The sequence below is a fragment of the Sinorhizobium sp. Y406 genome, assembly GCF_058732025.1.
In genome coordinates this window covers 2,779,636-2,796,102 of the sequence record NZ_CM178974.1, presented here as the reverse complement: position 1 = coordinate 2,796,102, position 16,467 = coordinate 2,779,636, and the positions used below count along the sequence as shown (strand labels likewise).

Sequence of the window (16,467 nt, the reverse complement as noted above, 5' to 3'; positions counted from 1 at the left end):
GCGGTCAGGCAAAGTCGCCGGCGTCGAAGGCCTGAACGTCCTGGAGCAACTCGATTATACCTTTCACCGCGTGGGCGATGAGGACTTCGCCGCGCGCGGCGGTGGCGGCAGCAGCATTGCCGGCGACGCCTTCGGAATTGAGGTCGGACATCTTCCAGCCGAAGGCGTGCGGCCCATAGGCGCGCAGGTGCTTGAAGCGGCGGGCGAACTCGCTCTGGCGCGAGGGGAAATTACGGGCCTTGGCCATGTCCACTTTGTCGGGATAAAGGGCCAGCATCGCCGAGGTCTCGATGTCGCCGCCGTGAATGTCGACCGCCTTGTCCTCGGGCTCGATCCAGCCTTCCGGTTGGCCGAAGCGGGTCCAACTCGTCGCGACGGCGAGCATGTCGAAGCGTATCCGCGCCTCGGTCGCGACGATCGTCACCAGGGGAGAATTGCCGCCATGGGCATTCAGCATCACCAGCTTGCGGATGCCCAGCGCGGCAAGGCGTCCGGCGATGCCGAGCCAGCGCGCGATCGCTTCGTCATAAGCAAGCGTCCGGGTCCCCGCCACGTCCATGTGCTCGACTGAATAGCCGACCGGCTCGACCGGCAGGAATGTCACAGGCAAATCCGCGGGCAATGCCGCAATGACGCGCTCGACGATGCCTTCGGCGATCAGCCGGTCGGTTTCGAAGGGGAGGTGGGGCCCGTGCTGCTCCTCGGCGCCGAGCGGTACCACGGCAATCCAGTCGCGCCGCTCAATGGGCAAAAGTTCGGCGGCATTGTCCTCCCAGCGGGACTTTGGCATCGACATATCTCTTCGGCCCTCGTCAGCGAATGTCGTAAAATTGTTATTTGAGTCATACAGTTCGTAATCACAAGCACTATTGTTATAAAGGTGGAGCAAGGGATTCGGCGGAGGTTCAATGGGTAAGAAGAGCAAAGCCGAAAAGAAGGGCAAGGACGGTAAGAGGAAGGAGGAGCTCGACGCCGAAGTGCATGACCAAGAGCTCGCTTCAGTACTCGTCCAGGCTGCGCGCTCGATGCGCACCGTGCTTTCCCGAAACCTCGTCGAGAGTGGTCTTTACGCGGGGCAGGACGGTGTCATGCTGGCCCTTGGCGAAAGTGACGGGCTGACCGCCGGGGCACTCGCCGCCAAGCTTGGGGTCAAAGCTCCGACCATGACGCGAACGATCGGTCGCATGGAAGCGCAGGGCTTCCTCGAGCGTCGGCCGGACGAGGATGATGCCCGGCTGACCAAGGTCTATCTCACGGCTCAGGGCCGGGACCGGCTGCAAAGGATTGCCGAGGCCGGTCAGCACTCTGAGAGACTCGCTACGCGAGGGCTCACCGACAAACAGGTGCGCACACTTCTGAAACTGCTGCGAATCGTCGACAGCAACCTGCAGGCGGCGAGAGCGGGCGAGTGACCCATCAACCGACTTCCCGATTGCAGCGACGATTTAAACAGTTTAAAGAGGGTTTAAATCGGGCTGGAATACATCGAGGCACGGGGGGCATGGTGGCGCAAAAGGTCAAGCTTTCGACAATCGCGGAAACACTCGGCCTTTCGACGGCGACGGTATCCCTGGCATTGCGAGACAGCCCGCTAGTGGCGTCTGCAACGCGCGACAAGATCAAGGAGCAGGCGCGGGCACTCGGTTATATCTACAATCGCCGCGCCGCCAGCCTCAGGACGTCACGCTCCGGCATCATCGGCGTCGTCGTGCACGACATCATGAATCCCTTCTACGGCGAAATCCTGAAGGCGATCGAGGCGGAGCTCGATCGCGACAAGCAGACCTTCATTCTTTCCAATCACTACGATTCCGTCGAGAAACAGCGCGATTTCATCGAGACCCTGCTGCAACTCGGCGGTGACGGCGTGATCATGTCGCCGGCGATCGGCACGCCGCCGGAGGACATCCAACTCGCCGAGGACAACGGCATGCCGGCGATCCTCATCGCGCGCTCGATCGAGGGCTTGGACGTGCCGATTTTTCGCGGGGACGACGCCTACGGCATCGCACTTGCGACCAACCACCTGATCGGCCTCGGCCACCGCTGCATCGCGATGGTCGGCGGCACCGACCAGACCTCCACCGGGCGGGACCGCTACCAGGGCTATGTCAATGCGTTGCGCAAGGCCAATATCGACGTCGATCCGGACCTGCGTATACCCGGCCCCCGTTCCAAGCAGGGCGGATTCGAGGCGGCCGTGCATCTTCTGTCGCTGCCGCAAAAGCCGACTGCCGTCGTCTGCTGGAACGATCTCGTGGCCATCGGCATGATGAACGGCATTGCCCGTGCCGGTCTCGTTCCCGGCGTCGATATTTCGGTCACCGGCTACGACGACCTCGAGGAGGCGTCGATCGCGACGCCGGCGCTGACGACGGTCTGGAACGGACAGACGGAGGTGGGCCGCAGCGCCGCGCGGGCGCTTCTCGACAAGCTTTCCGGCAGCCACGAGCCGGACGGCATCCACCTGATCAAGCCGGAAATGCGCATCCGCCAGTCCACCGGGCCCCTCCGCGTCATCGCTTGATCCGTCCCCCGAATTCGGAGCAGGATGAAGGCGGAGAACGGATCCAGTCCACCGGAGAAAAACCGCGATGAGCCGCCCCAGAATTCTCGTGCCCGGCAAGATAAACCCGCGCGTCCTCGAACGGCTGCCGGAGATGTTCGAAACAGCGCGCATCGAGCGCGCCGACGCGGCTCTAGTGACGGCGGATATGGCGGACATAGCCGGCATTGCGGTTTCCGGGCGGCTGCCGATCGCTTTGATGGAGGCATTCCCGAAGCTCGAGATCGTCGCCAATTTCGGCGTCGGCTATGACGGTGTCGATGTCGGTCGTGCCGCCGCGCGGGGCATCGTCGTCACCAACACGCCGGAAGTGCTCAACGAGGAGGTCGCCGATACGGCGATCGGCCTGCTGATCAACACGGTGCGCCAGCTGCCGCAGGCGGAGGAATGGCTGCGACAGGGGCGCTGGGCGCGCGACGGCAACTTTCCGCTCTCGCCCTTGTCGCTGCGGGGGCGAAAGATCGGTCTCTACGGTCTTGGCCGGATCGGCCTCGCGATTGCCCGCAGGCTGGAGGCCTTTGGACTGTCGATCGCCTATCACACGCGCACTCGACGCGAAGATATCGCCTTCCCCTATTATCCAAGTCTGGTGAGCCTTGCCGGAGCGGTCGATACTCTGATCGTGATCGTACCGGCGACGCCGAGCACGGCAAAGGCCGTCAATGCGGAGGTTCTCTCGGCGCTTGGCCCGAATGGCGTTTTGATCAATGTCGGGCGTGGATCGACGATCGACGAGGCCGCGCTCGTCGCGGCGCTCCAGACCGGTACGATCGCCGGCGCCGGTCTCGACGTTTTCGAGAACGAGCCGCATGTCCCGGAGGCGCTCCTTGCGCTCCCGAACGTTTCGCTGCTGCCGCATGTGGCATCCGCTTCGGTCGTCACCCGCGGCGCCATGGCCGACCTGGTGGTCGACAATCTCAAGGCTTGGTTCTCCAATGGAAGGGCCTTGACGCCGGTCGCCGAGACGCCGTTCGAGCGCAAGGTACAATAGACCCTACTTGAGCTTGCTTTCCCTGTAAGTGCGAACGGCTTCGCCGAAGGCCCTGAAGAGGGAAGCCGAGGCGGCGTCGGTCCTGACCCAATATTCCGGGTGCCATTGAACGCCGACGGCGAAGGCTTTGGCGCCGATCACCGAAACGGCCTCGATCGTGCCGTCGTCGGCCACGGCCTCCACCGCCAGACGCGGCGCCGCGGAGGCAATTGCCTGGCGATGCAGCGAATTGACGCGAACCCGGCCGACGCCGAGGACGGGTGCGAGGCAGCTTCCCTGCTTGACGATGACGTCCTGGCGGATCCCATAGGCGACGTCGAGATCCGGCACGTCCGGCTTGCGGTGATCCCAGATACCTGGCAGCTCCTGGATTTCGGTCGCGAGCGTTCCGCCGAGGGCGACATTGAGTTCCTGGAGACCGCGGCAGATGGCAAAAAGCGGAACGCCGCGTTCGAGCGCGCGGCGGATGAGCGGCAGGCTGGTCGCGTCGCGGCCCCGATCGAAGGGGCCGTCCTCCTCTGTTGCCTCCCTGCCGTAGAGCGACGGGTGGACATTGGAACGGGCGCCGCTCGCAAGCACGCCGTCAACGCGGTCGAGGATCTCGTCGACGTCGTTGCCGGATTCAAGCGCCGGCACGAGGAAAGGCATGACGCCGGCTCCCTCGACGGCCGCACGCACATATTGATGCGCAACCACATGCCAAACATTGCCGTCAAATTCGCGGAAATCAGAGGGGATGGCAACGACAGGTTTCGACATCATCAGGCTCCGTCGGGCGTTAGCTGCATGTTTTCGGGGACAAAGTCATGCAGGCAATTCAAAGTGCTGGGGACCTCTTGTGGTCTTGGCAGACACGGACCAAGAGCGGGTAAGGAACTGTGACCTTCCGCCCGCATCCGCTTCGGCTCGTGCAAAAGCCTTGGCGCCATATACGGCTGAAAGTCAACTCCATCGAGGCGAGCGCCAGCCGACTCCTGCCCCGTTCTCGGACTAGCCAGGAATTCGGAAGCAGTCTTTCAAGATCAGGTAACCATTTCGCGCGGTAAGTGTGACGCTTCGGATTATGCTTTTCAGAATTGTTCAAGTCGCGTTCCCAATCCGTCTCTATTGCGATACCAATGCCTGGTTGCGAAAACCTGACCTTATTAGGCGCCAAGCGCAAGACAGGGTTGAAATTGGGCTGAACTTCCATCGGAGGCTCGGGGTTTTTCTGCAGCTGACCATCTCTCATGCGAGGGTAGGGAGAAATCTTTCGTTAAAATCTCGATCTTAACAATCCGGTAAACCGGAGCTTTGTTGCATGACGCGCAATGAACAGGGCGCTCTTCCGACGGATATCTACCTGTCGTATGTGAGTTCGCTCTATCAACATCGCCGGACATTGGTGATCGGCATGCTGTCGCATGTCGTGGCGTTTCTGATTGTCTTCCTCAAGAGCTCGGATTCCTTCTATCTGGCATGCGCCGCAGCAATTGCCATTGCCTGGTGCCTGCGCAACCTCGACATGAACCGCTTCGATCACCAGGATTTCTCCGGCGCCAATCGGGCAATGATCAGAAGCTGGGAGAACCGGTATATCGTCGGCGGCATGGGTGTCACGCTGACCCTGGGAGTCGCCTGCGGCTATGCCGTTGCCGTTACCCGGGAGCCATTTTCGGAACTCGCTTGCGTATCCGTGACGCTCGCGTCGATGATCGCGCTGGTCGGCAGGAACTATGGGTCCGAACGGGTGGTGCTCCTGCTTTCATCGTCGGCCTGCGTGCCGATCATGATCGGTCTCCTCACTCTCCGGGACCCGTTCATGCTGGTGCTCGCGGTGCTTATCCTGCCGTTCATACTCGCAACCTGGATGATGGCGAGCAATCTGCGCGGCGTTCTTTACGAGAACGCCCTTGCCGCACGCGAAATCAGGACCATTGCCGGGCAGTTCGACGCGGCGCTCAACCACATGACGCACGGCCTGTTCATGCTGGACGGCGACGGTCGTATCGTGGTCTCGAACGAACGCGCCTGCGTGCTTCTGGAGCTCGGCGACCGGGCGGAACTGAAGGGACGGCCCATCGGCGAGGTGCTCGCGGGCGGCGCCCGACGAATGGCGCTCGACCCGAAGAAGAGCGACACGATCGTTCGCCAGATCGACTTTTTGATCGAGGGAAAGCGCTCCCGAGCGCTCATCTCGATTTCGGACGATGTCTTTCTCGAGTTCTCGGCGAACCGGCGTGAGGACGGCGAGATAGTGCTGATCTTCGAGGACGTGACGGCGCGGGTCGAAGCGGAACACCAGATCCTACAGATGGCGCGTTTCGACGCGCTGACCGGGCTGCCGAGCCGCGCCTATTTTGCCGAACTGGCCCGGAACGCTGTCGCCGATGGCGCGCCGGACCGCCACGTCGGGCTTCTGCTCATCGATGTCGCGGAGTTCAAGCACGTCAACGACACGCGGGGCCATGTGATCGGCGATAAATTGCTCCAGGCTATTGGCGAACGGCTCGAGGGGTTGGTGAAAGGGACCGATGCGATCGCGGCGCGATTGATGGGCGATGAGTTCGTCGTCTTCTTTCCGAACGGGACCAATGGCGCCGATCTGGAAGAGCGGATTCGCGCCGTTCACGTCTGCATGTGCGGCAACTATGCGGCCGGGGGCTTTCCCTTCGATGTGACGATGAATGCCGGTTTCGTCATTGCAAAGGGCGGCGACTTCCGGTTGGAAGACCTGCAGATCAAAGCCGATCTGGCGCTATCGGAGACAAAGGCCCGCGGCAAGGGAGGCTGTACGGCGTTCGAGAGCGAGATGGATGCGCGCTACCGCGAACGGCAGAAGCTCAAGAGCGACCTGCGCGAAGCGCTCGGCGCCGGAGCACTTCAGGTCGCCTATCAACCGATGTTCCTGCCCGATGGGTCGCGGGTCGCCTGTTGCGAGGCTTTGGCGCGCTGGACCCATCCGGAGCGTGGACCGGTCCCGCCGAGTGTCTTCATTCAACTGGCGGAGGAGATGGGGCTCGTGACCGACGTCACGCGCTTTGTCCTGCGGCAGGCCTGCAGCGACTGTCTCACCTGGCCAGCGGAAGTATCCGTTTCGGTCAACCTTTCCGTCCTCGACCTTCGAACCGAGATCGTCGACGTCGTCGCCGAGATCCTGGAACAGACGGGGCTGAACCCGGCCCGGCTGCATCTGGAGGTGACGGAGAGCTGCCTAATGGATGAGCCGGTCAAGGTCCAGGCCGTTCTTCAGGAACTGCGCGAGCGCGGCATCACGATCGCGATCGACGACTTCGGCACCGGCTATTCGAGCCTCAGTTATCTCGACGTACTCCCGGTCGACGTCATCAAGATCGACCGGTCCTTCGTTCGCAACATTCGCAAGGACTCGCGGCGCTTCAAGGTCCTGCTCGGCGCGGTCGCCCTTGCTCGATCGCTTGGCTTGAAGGTCGTCATCGAGGGCGTGGAAACGGTCGACCAGTTGCAGCTCCTGAGCGAGCATGGCTGTGCCGATCTGATCCAGGGCTTCGTCTTCTCGGCGCCGATGCCGGGATCCGCGGTCGCCGCTCTCTGCCAGAAGAGAGCGCGCAAGCGAAGCGCACAAACCTCGCGTACTCTCATTGCCTGAAGCCCCTGAATATTTCCGAAATGCGCAACCGACCTGAAGGGCTTCAAAGCACTCCGCCCAGCCTGGCCTCCGTTGGACCGCAACACCATAGACACAAGTGGTGCCGGGGCTTTCTATACCTTATCTTAACCATGGTTGTTAACCCTTTGTTAAGGTTAACAATAGGTTAACCGTCAACTGTGCCAATTTGGTGTTGTCGGTCCTTCGCCACTCAATAGGTTGACGTTTTGTTAACCTTGGGGGGGGCGGCGATGGGCGACAGTGGACACCAGGCGAAATCAGGCAGTTTTTCGGAAAGGCTTATGCTGCTGCTCGACCGGGTGGAATACCGGCGCGTAGAGAGCAGCGAGGACATGGAGGACATTGCGCGGCTGAGATACAAGGCCTACAAGGCCGTGAACCTGATGGAACTGACCGACGCCAGGCTCCTCGACGAGCTTGATTTCGACAGTCAGGCCTATGTCTTCGGCATCTATCTCGACGAGCGACTGGCGAGCACCGTGCGCGTGCACCATGTGACGCCCGACCATCGCGCCAGCACGTCCGGCATCATCTTCGGCGCGGAAATCGATGCTTTCCTGGATGCCGGCATGGTGCTCATCGACCCCGGAAGGCTGGCGGTTGATCCGGATCTACTCGGAGACGACCTCAGGGCGCTGCCCTACCTAACGCTGCGTCCGGTCGCCATGGCTTGCGAATATTTCTCCGCCGACCGTTGCCTGACTGCGTGCCGTCCGCGTCACGCGGGCTTCTACAAGCGCATCTTCCAATCGGAGACCGTTGTGGCGCTGCGCGAAAATCTCGGCGTCTACAATGCCGACGGGGCACTTCTGGTGGCGCAGGTGCGCGGCCAGCGCCCCTCGATTCTCGACCGCTATCCGATTTTCGATTCCGAGCCCTTCGAACGGCGGCTGATGTTTGCCGATCGCGAGGAGGTGCCGTTCGCGCCGCTAACCATCCTGCCGACGGCGCGCATCGCGCAGGGCGGATACGGCAAGATTTTCTCGCGCGGGACATAAGGATGCGGCGCTTTTCGGCGTCGTTTCTGCTGCTTCACTGACCATGCCGCGGCGCAAGCAGGCGGGTTTTCATTGCGAACGTCCCGCGCATTGTGTATGCGGAAACCACGGGGGTATCCTGTGCGTTCCGCGCAGGCGCTCCATTCGTGGATCATGTGCCCGCCCATTGGCGGTGCCGCAGCATTCTGGAGTATTTGACGATGGCAGAGCAACATTCGGGACCGGTCGAGACGGGCGCTCCGATGGACTATTCCGAGCACGAGAAGACCTACAACTTCTTCCTTAACGCAACCAAGTACGGCACGCTGTTTTGCGTCGCATTGCTGATCGCCATGGCCGCCGGCTTCTTCACGACCATGGGTTTCTTCAGCTCGCTGATCCTTTTCATCCTCCTCAATGTCGCGGGTTATTTCTTCCTGCGCTAACACCTGCCTTGCCGAAGGCGGGGGCGAGGATGCCCCGTCTTCCCTGCCGGAGGGCTATCCGGTTTTCCCTCACCCTGTGAGGAGCATTGGTTTCGGCGGCGGTGAAAACCGCCTTCGAGCGAAGAGTGCCCGCGCTACAGCGATTCCATCGCTGCAATACTTTTGAATAGTGCCGCATGGCTTTGCTTGGATCGGGGGCGATCTGGCTTGCTACGCGAGCGGCCCATTCGGCAAATCGAACTAGATGCCCGCCATCCAGACCTAGTGCGGGCCGGTGGAGGGGGACTATTGAGCGAGATCGTCTTTATAGCCAAGGAATCCGACCCGAATGAGCCGCGTGTCGCCGGATCGGTCGAGAGCGTCAGAAAGTTGGCGTCACTCGGTTTCGAGGTGGTGGTCGAGGCCGGTGCGGGGCTGACGTCGCGCATTCTCGATACGGAGTACGAAAAGGCCGGTGCGCGGATCGGCACGACGAAGGACGCCAAGAGCGCCGACGTCGTTTTGAAGGTGCGCCGTCCGACGGTGGACGAGATCAAGAGCTACAAGCCGGGCGCGCTGGTGATTGCCATCATGGATCCCTATGGCAACGAGGAGGCCATCGCCGCGATGGCGAAGGCCGGGCTCACGGCTTTCGCGATGGAACTGATGCCGCGCATCACCCGCGCCCAGTCGATGGACGTTTTGTCCTCGCAGGCGAACCTCGCCGGCTACCAGGCGGTGATCGACGCGGCTCATGAATACGACCGGGCGCTGCCGATGATGATGACGGCGGCCGGCACCGTGCCGGCGGCCAAGGTCTTCGTCATGGGCGCCGGCGTCGCCGGCCTGCAGGCGATCGCCACGGCGCGGCGCCTCGGTGCCATGGTGTCGGCGACCGACGTCCGACCTGCCGCCAAGGAACAGGTCGCCTCGCTCGGCGCCAAGTTCATCGCCGTCGAGGACGAGGAGTTCAAGGCGGCCGAGACCGCCGGCGGCTACGCCAAGGAAATGTCGAAGGACTACCAGGTGAAGCAGGCGGCGCTCGTCGCCGAGCACATCGCCAAGCAGGACATCGTCATCACCACGGCGCTGATCCCGGGCCGGCCGGCGCCGCGGCTGGTGACCCGCGCGATGCTCGATGCGATGAAGCCCGGCTCCGTCGTCGTCGATCTTGCCGTGGAGCGCGGCGGCAATGTCGAGGGGGCGGAAGCCGGCAGGGTCGTCGAGATCGGCGGCGTCAAGGTCATCGGCCACCTCAACGTGCCCGGCCGCATCGCCGCCTCCGCCTCGCTGCTCTATGCCAAGAACCTCGTCACCTTCATGGAGACGCTGGTCTCCAAGGAGGAAAAACGACTGGCGGTCAACATGGACGACGAACTCGTCAAGGCGACGGCGCTGACCCACGGCGGCACGATCGTGCACCCGGCCTTCGGCGGCGCGAAAGAGGGGGACAAGTGATGGCGAATGAACTGTTGGACAAGGCACTGACAGACCTCGAACGGGCGGTTGAGGCGGTCAGGACCGCCGCCGAATACGTGCCGGACGCGGCCGGGGCCGTTGCTCATGGTGCGACCGGCGGCGCAATCGATCCCTTCGTCTTCCGCCTGGCGATCTTCGTCCTGGCGATCTTCGTCGGCTATTACGTCGTCTGGTCGGTGACGCCGGCGCTGCACACGCCGCTGATGGCGGTGACAAACGCGATCTCCTCGGTGATCGTCGTCGGCGCGCTGCTTGCCGTCGGTATCTCCGCTTCCGGGCTTGCCACCGGCTTCGGCTTCGTCGCGCTGGTGCTTGCCTCGGTCAACATCTTCGGCGGCTTCCTCGTCACCCAGCGCATGCTCGCCATGTACAAGAAGAAAGAAAAGTGAGGCGGGACCGATGAACGCGAATTTTGCAGCCTTCCTCTATCTCGTCTCCGGCGTGCTGTTCATCATGGCGCTGCGGGGGCTGTCGCACCCGACCACCAGCCGCAAGGGCAATACCTACGGCATGGTCGGCATGGCGATCGCCATCGTCACGACGCTCTTCCTGGCGCAGCCCTCGATGGGCGGCTTCCTGCTGATCGTGCTCGGTCTCGCCGCCGGCGGCGGGGTCGGCGCCTATATCGCCAGGCGCATCCCGATGACGGCGATGCCGCAGCTCGTCGCCGGCTTCCATTCGCTGGTCGGTCTCGCGGCGGTGCTGGTCGCCGCCGCCGCGCTCTATACGCCGTCCTCCTTCGGCATCGGCGAGGTCGGGTCGATCCACGCGCAGGCGCTGGTCGAGATGGCGCTTGGCGTCGCCATCGGCGCGATCACCTTCACCGGCTCGGTGATCGCTTTCCTGAAATTGGACGGCCGCATGTCCGGCAAGCCGATCCTTTTGCCCTACCGCCATCTGATCAACCTGGCGCTTGGCGCGCTCGTCATCTTCTTCATCGTCGGCCTGGCGCTGACCGAGAGCCACTTCAATTTCTGGGCGATCGTCCTCCTGTCGCTGGCGCTCGGCGTGTTGATCATCGTCCCCATCGGCGGCGCCGACATGCCGGTGGTGGTGTCGATGCTGAACTCCTATTCCGGCTGGGCGGCGGCTGGCATCGGCTTTACCCTCGGCAACCTGGCGCTCATCATCACCGGCGCGCTGGTCGGCTCTTCCGGTGCGATCCTCTCCTACATCATGTGCAAGGGCATGAACCGCTCCTTCGTCTCGGTGATTCTCGGCGGCTTCGGCGGTGAGACGGCGGCTGCCGCAGGCGACGACGGCGTGCAGAAGACGGTCAAGCAGGGCTCGGCCGACGATGCCGCATTCCTGATGCAGAACGCCTCGAAGGTGATCATCGTGCCGGGTTACGGCATGGCGGTCGCGCAGGCGCAGCATGCGCTACGCGAGCTTGCCGACAAGCTCAAGGAGGCGGGCGTCGAGGTCAAATACGCCATCCACCCGGTCGCCGGCCGCATGCCGGGGCACATGAACGTGCTCTTGGCCGAGGCGAACGTGCCCTATGACGAGGTGTTCGAGCTCGAGGACATCAATTCCGAGTTCGCGCAGGCCGACGTCGCCTATGTCATCGGCGCCAACGACGTCACCAATCCGGCGGCGCGCGACGACAAGACCTCGCCGATCTACGGCATGCCGATCCTCGATGTCGACAAGGCCAAAACCTGCCTGTTCGTCAAGCGCTCGCTCGGTTCCGGCTATGCCGGCATCGACAACACGCTGTTCTACAAGAATGGCACGATGATGCTGCTCGGCGACGCCAAGAAGGTCACCGAGGAGATCGTCAAGGCGATCAATCATTAGCGTATCGCCCGAAAATCGTGCCCGATTTTTGGAAATCTCGATGCGCAGATTCTAAGCGTTGCACGGCCTTTGCGCGTCTGAGAAGAGCGTGGCGCTGCGGAGCGGATCACGCAGGATTGAGCGCATCCGCCGCTCATCCGCCTAACGGTACCTTCTCTATCCTGACGGGGAGAAGGAGAGTTGTCTCACTGTGAGTGGAGGGGGGTGAGAGCGTTCCTCCGCGTCCTGCGCCGACATGAGCAATTCGAATTAGCCGGCCGCGATCTCCGGGTCCCAGGTGAAGAGCTCCTTCGCCCGGGCAATGCCGCGCAGTGCGAAGCGGCCAAGCGAGACGGTATTGGCGCGGTGAAGCGGCGGGCACGCCGCTATGAACTCGGACGACATGATCACCTGCCGCTCGACCGAACGGCACATGGCGACGATGCGGCTCACTTCATTGACGGCCGGTCCAACAACCGTGAAATCCAGTCGGTCCTGGCTGCCGATATTGCCATAGAAGACCTCTCCGATATGCAGGCCGAGCGAGACGTCGGTAACGGGCTTTCCCTCTTCAAGCCGACGCGTATTGAGTTCCATCAGCATGAGCCGCAACTGTTGCTCGGCAGCGATTGCGGCGCTGCAGGCATCGGCGGGTTTACCGTCGTTGAATATCGCCAGAACTCCGTCGCCGATCAGCTTCAGCACGCTGCCGCCGTGGTCATGGATCGCGCCGATGACGGTGCCGGAGTAATCATTCAGAAAGGGAATGATCTCCTCCGGCGCAATGCTATCGGATATCCGCGTGAAATTCCGCAGATCGGAGAACCACATGACGGCTTCGATGCGTTCGACCGCGCCCCGCTCGATTCTGCCTTCGACGACGCGCCGGCCCGCATCCTCGCCCAGATAGACATCCGCAAGGGTGCCGATGATGCGCATACAGGAGGCCGCCTTGACGGCGAGGGCGAGCGTCGGCACCAGTACCCTCAGCGCCTCCATATCTTCGTCGCTAAAGCCCCGATCGTCCTTCGTCGTCCAGTTGGAGTAAAAGCAGTCCATCGCTCCGACGCGACCGCGGTCGGTGAAATGGTGAACGAAGCAAAGACAATCGGCGTGTCCCTCGGCTCTCAGCCGTTCGAGGGGTGCGAAGGGGACGTGCTGTTCGAGTGCCAAGCGGATACGGCGCTCGCCTTGCTGCTGCTGGAGCATCTGGAAGAAGACCGAACGCTGCCAGTTCGCCAGGGCCTCTCCGCTGGTGGTCGAGCCGTAATGCAGGACCTCGGGGATTTCGTCGCTATCGCTGAGCCACTGGTAGGCGCGCCCCTCGAATTCTGGATGAAGCGTATCGATGATGCCGAGCGCCCGATCGACAGGAAGGCCGGCAGCAAGGCATTGCTCGCAGAAACCGGCAAGCAGATCCTGTTCCTTGAGGCCTTGGAGCCCCTGTTCCGAAACCCACCGAAGGATGTCGCGGATCTGCTGCTCTTTCATACCGTATCCCGTCGCGGCTTTGCGGACACCGGTGTCGCCGATGCGCACGCACAGTGCCGTGCCGTGCTGCGGCGCGCAAGATCAACTGGTACCTGCCTGCCCTCCATTAATCGAGGTCGATTAAAGGAGACATGCAGTAGACGCGCGGCGCTGTGAGAGCCATGCCGGAGACCTCAGGACATTGCCTTGACCCGGGCAAGACCGGCGCGGGCGGGCTCGTATTTGGGATCGAGCTGTAGTGCATGCGAGTAGGACTTTTGCGCCTTGGCCTTGTCGCCGCGGCGCTCGTAGATCAGCGCCTGGTTGGCCCAGGACTCGGCCAGCTTGCCGTTGAGGTTGATGGCGGTGTTGAAATCCGAGAAGGCATTCTCGTCGTCGCCCTGGGCGGCATAGGAGATGCCGCGACCATTATAAGGCTCCGGAGAGCTGGGCGACAGCGAGATCGCAGTCGAGAAATCCTCGATCGCCTGGGCATGCTCCTTGCGCGCCTGATAGATCAGGCCGCGATTATGATAGGCGCGGGGATCCGTCGTGTCGAGTTGGACGGCCTTGTTGAAATCGTTGAAGGCCGCATCGAGCTGGCCGGCCTGGCGGTAGAGATTGCCGCGTCCGATATAGGCGACGTCATAGCTCGGGTTGATCTGCAGCGACGCGTTATAGTCGGCGAGTGCCGCTTCCTGATTGCCGAGGTTGCGCTGGACGAGCGCACGGTTGGCATAGGCCTGGTAAAAGCGGGGATTGAGCTGAATCGCCTGGTCGAAGTCGGCGACCGCACGGCGGAATTCGCCGGCGCGGCCATAGGCGGAGCCGCGCACATTGTACGCTTCCGGGTCGCTGGGGTTGGAAGCAATCACGCTCGATAGCGAGGCGATATTCTCTTCCGAGCCTTGTGCCCGTTCGACGCGAATCATCGATTCGGTGTTGTTTGCCGTCTGGCATCCGGCAACGAGCGCGGAGCTGATGATCAGCATGGCTGTAAGCATCGGCTTGCGCTGGTGGCGGCGGCGAGCCTCGTGGATGGCGAAACCGGAGACGTCCGCAGTCATGGCAGCAAATTTCAAAGTCGATTCCTCAAGGTCCGAGTGGCTTTCCGTAGGCGGAGAGCGGCGAAGGCGCCGGTCCCGTCAATGCCCGTGGCGAACCGGCCTGTTCTTCCCGGGGGTTGGCCGTCGACCGTTCATGCAGGCAGGCTAGACTGCCGACGGACCAGGTGTCCATATAAAAAAGGCGGCGGCGATAATTCGCCCCCGCCACGATTTACATCGGAAAGCGTCGAAAAAACGACGATCAGCGGGCCAGAAGGCCTTCACGCTGTGCGCGCTTGCGAGCCAGCTTGCGCACGCGCCGAACAGCTTCGGCCTTCTCGCGTGCACGCTTCTGGGACGGCTTTTCGTAGAAGTCACGCATCTTCATTTCGCGGAAAATGCCTTCGCGCTGCATCTTCTTCTTGAGAGCGCGGAGCGCCTGGTCGACGTTGTTATCGCGGACAAGTACCTGCACGTGAATCCCGTTCCTTTGTTGGCGTTAGAGCCTCACCATCTGGGAGGCAATAATTCTGCGTTCGCTGAGCCGGAGCCTTGCGATTAATGGAGCGGATACCAGATCGGGGACGGAAAGTCCAGCGCGAGATCGTTTCGACGGGCAAATAATCGGTCGGGAGCGCAAGCCGGCTGGTCGTCAGCGCTGTTCGCCGCGTCGACCCATGGCGCACCTTCATGTCGCAGTTCCGTCCAAGTCCGTCGGATCGCGTCGCAAAAGAAACGTTGCGCAGGCTTTGGATTTGCGATTTCTAACGGCAACAGGAAGGTTCACCGGGGTTCATGGAGTAGCAGGCGGATGCGCAAATATTCTGTTTTTGCCGTGGCGCGCGAAGCGATGCGCGGCCACAAGGGCTGGGGACCGCATTGGGCCTCGCCTGAGCCGCGCAAGCAATATGATGTGATCATCATCGGTGGCGGCGGCCATGGTCTCGGCGCCGCCTACTACCTGGCGAAAGAGCACGGCATCACCAATGTCGCCGTGCTCGAAAAGGGTTGGATCGGCGGCGGCAATACCGGCCGCAATACGACGATCATCCGGTCCAATTATCTCTATGAAGAGAGCATGGACATTTATGAGCATTCGCTGAAGCTCTGGGAAAACCTGTCGCAGGACCTCAATTATAACGTCATGTACTCGCCGCGCGGCGTGATGATGCTGTCGCACAACATTCACGACCAGCAGTCCTTCAAGCGCCACATCAACGCCAACCGGCTCTACGGCATCGACAATGAGTGGCTGACGCCGGAGCAGGCAAGGGCCTATTGTCCGCCGCTCGACATCGCCAAGACCGCCCGCTATCCGATCAACGGCGCGGCATTGCAGCGGCGCGGCGGCACGGCGCGCCACGATGCGGTCGCCTGGGGCTATGCGCGCGCGGCTTCCGACCGCGGCGTCCACATCATCCAGAACTGCGAGGTGACCGGTATTCGTCGTGATGAAACCGGACGCGTCACCGGTGTCGACACCAGTCGCGGCTTCATCGGTGCGAAGAAGATCGGCATCTCCGCTGCCGGTCATACGTCGACCTTGATGCGGATGGTGGACGTGCGTATGCCGCTGCAGAGCCAGCCGCTGCAGGCGCTCGTTTCCGAGCCGCTGAAGCCGATCTTTCCCTGTGTGGTCATGTCCAACTCGGTGCATGCCTATATCTCGCAGTCCGACAAGGGCGAGTTCGTCATCGGTGCCGGCACCGACCAGTACAACTCCTATTCGCAGACCGGTGGCCTGCAGATCATCACCCATACGCTGGATGCGATCTGCGAGCTCTTCCCGATGTTCCGTCGCGTCAAGATGATGCGGCAATGGGGTGGCATCGTCGACGTCACCCAGGACCGCTCACCGATCCAGGGCGTGACGCCGGTGCCGGGTCTCTATCTCAACGCCGGCTGGGGAACGGGCGGCTTCAAGGCGACGCCGGGTTCGGCCAATCTCTTTGCCTATCTTATCGCGCGGGGCGAGCCGCACCGGCTCGCTGCGGGGCTAACGCTCGATCGCTTCCGCACCGGTCGGCTCATCGACGAGGCGGCTGCCGCCGCTGTTGCGCACTAGTTAGGAAGATAGAGCGATCTTCGCGCGTTCGAGGGAACGCG

15 protein-coding genes are annotated in these 16,467 nt (G+C 62.3%); 10 read left to right on the top strand and 5 right to left on the bottom strand.

The window, feature by feature from the left end:
• Positions 1 to 4 precede the first annotated feature (4 nt).
• Complete coding sequence (locus AC4P1R_RS13335; protein ID WP_273361772.1) at positions 5 to 796, bottom strand: creatininase family protein; 792 nt, start codon at positions 794 to 796, stop codon at positions 5 to 7.
• 112 nt (positions 797 to 908) lie between these two features.
• Between AC4P1R_RS13335 and AC4P1R_RS13330 the strand changes: the two genes are divergently transcribed.
• The 3 genes from AC4P1R_RS13330 to AC4P1R_RS13320 all read left to right on the top strand — a co-directional run bounded on the left by AC4P1R_RS13330 (position 909) and on the right by AC4P1R_RS13320 (position 3,557).
• The gene (locus AC4P1R_RS13330; RefSeq protein ID WP_069459083.1) at positions 909 to 1,412 is read left to right on the top strand and encodes a MarR family winged helix-turn-helix transcriptional regulator; all 504 of its coding nucleotides are present in this window, start codon (positions 909 to 911) and stop codon (positions 1,410 to 1,412) included.
• Between the two features lie 92 nt (positions 1,413 to 1,504).
• The gene (locus tag AC4P1R_RS13325; protein WP_069459302.1) at positions 1,505 to 2,527 is read left to right on the top strand and encodes a LacI family DNA-binding transcriptional regulator; all 1,023 of its coding nucleotides are present in this window, start codon (positions 1,505 to 1,507) and stop codon (positions 2,525 to 2,527) included.
• Positions 2,528 to 2,594: 67 nt separating this feature from the next.
• The gene (locus tag AC4P1R_RS13320) at positions 2,595 to 3,557 is read left to right on the top strand and encodes a 2-hydroxyacid dehydrogenase (protein ID WP_492177077.1); all 963 of its coding nucleotides are present in this window, start codon (positions 2,595 to 2,597) and stop codon (positions 3,555 to 3,557) included.
• Positions 3,558 to 3,560: 3 nt separating this feature from the next.
• On the opposite strand, the gene AC4P1R_RS13315 is transcribed toward AC4P1R_RS13320, so the two are convergent.
• Positions 3,561 to 4,316, bottom strand: coding sequence for a gamma-glutamyl-gamma-aminobutyrate hydrolase family protein (locus AC4P1R_RS13315; RefSeq protein ID WP_492177076.1), 756 nt, complete (start codon positions 4,314 to 4,316; stop codon positions 3,561 to 3,563).
• Between the two features lie 541 nt (positions 4,317 to 4,857).
• Here AC4P1R_RS13315 and AC4P1R_RS13310 point away from each other — a divergent pair.
• The 6 genes from AC4P1R_RS13310 to AC4P1R_RS13285 all read left to right on the top strand — a co-directional run bounded on the left by AC4P1R_RS13310 (position 4,858) and on the right by AC4P1R_RS13285 (position 11,866).
• The gene (locus AC4P1R_RS13310; protein ID WP_225191743.1) at positions 4,858 to 7,164 is read left to right on the top strand and encodes an EAL domain-containing protein; all 2,307 of its coding nucleotides are present in this window, start codon (positions 4,858 to 4,860) and stop codon (positions 7,162 to 7,164) included.
• 251 nt (positions 7,165 to 7,415) lie between these two features.
• Complete coding sequence (locus AC4P1R_RS13305; protein ID WP_069459087.1) at positions 7,416 to 8,183, top strand: N-acyl amino acid synthase FeeM domain-containing protein; 768 nt, start codon at positions 7,416 to 7,418, stop codon at positions 8,181 to 8,183.
• Positions 8,184 to 8,383: 200 nt separating this feature from the next.
• Positions 8,384 to 8,608 carry an aa3-type cytochrome c oxidase subunit IV gene (locus AC4P1R_RS13300; protein WP_492177075.1) on the top strand — a complete coding sequence of 75 codons (225 nt, stop codon included), beginning with the start codon at positions 8,384 to 8,386 and terminating at the stop codon, positions 8,606 to 8,608.
• Positions 8,609 to 8,896: 288 nt separating this feature from the next.
• Complete coding sequence (locus AC4P1R_RS13295; protein WP_151611600.1) at positions 8,897 to 10,045, top strand: Re/Si-specific NAD(P)(+) transhydrogenase subunit alpha; 1,149 nt, start codon at positions 8,897 to 8,899, stop codon at positions 10,043 to 10,045.
• Entirely contained in the window at positions 10,045 to 10,455 is a 411-nt protein-coding gene (locus AC4P1R_RS13290) for an NAD(P) transhydrogenase subunit alpha part 2 (RefSeq protein ID WP_015887714.1), read from the top strand. The genes AC4P1R_RS13295 and AC4P1R_RS13290 overlap by 1 nt, the downstream gene beginning before the upstream one ends.
• Before the next feature lie 10 nt (positions 10,456 to 10,465).
• Positions 10,466 to 11,866: an NAD(P)(+) transhydrogenase (Re/Si-specific) subunit beta gene (locus tag AC4P1R_RS13285; protein WP_492177074.1), complete on the top strand. Its 1,401-nt coding sequence runs from the start codon at positions 10,466 to 10,468 to the stop codon at positions 11,864 to 11,866.
• A 249-nt stretch (positions 11,867 to 12,115) separates the two neighbouring features.
• On the opposite strand, the gene AC4P1R_RS13280 is transcribed toward AC4P1R_RS13285, so the two are convergent.
• The 3 genes from AC4P1R_RS13280 to rpsU form a co-directional block, all read right to left on the bottom strand.
• The gene (locus AC4P1R_RS13280; RefSeq protein WP_069459091.1) at positions 12,116 to 13,336 is read right to left on the bottom strand and encodes an adenylate/guanylate cyclase domain-containing protein; all 1,221 of its coding nucleotides are present in this window, start codon (positions 13,334 to 13,336) and stop codon (positions 12,116 to 12,118) included.
• A 173-nt stretch (positions 13,337 to 13,509) separates the two neighbouring features.
• Positions 13,510 to 14,397, bottom strand: coding sequence for a tetratricopeptide repeat protein (locus AC4P1R_RS13275; RefSeq protein ID WP_106407859.1), 888 nt, complete (start codon positions 14,395 to 14,397; stop codon positions 13,510 to 13,512).
• A 226-nt stretch (positions 14,398 to 14,623) separates the two neighbouring features.
• A complete protein-coding gene (gene rpsU / locus AC4P1R_RS13270; protein ID WP_012709405.1) occupies positions 14,624 to 14,836 on the bottom strand; it encodes a 30S ribosomal protein S21 in 213 nt (70 codons plus the stop codon).
• Between the two features lie 336 nt (positions 14,837 to 15,172).
• On the opposite strand from rpsU, the gene AC4P1R_RS13265 reads away from it, so the two are divergent.
• A complete protein-coding gene (locus tag AC4P1R_RS13265; protein WP_069459093.1) occupies positions 15,173 to 16,426 on the top strand; it encodes a sarcosine oxidase subunit beta family protein in 1,254 nt (417 codons plus the stop codon).
• The last annotated feature ends 41 nt before the right edge of the window (positions 16,427 to 16,467 follow it).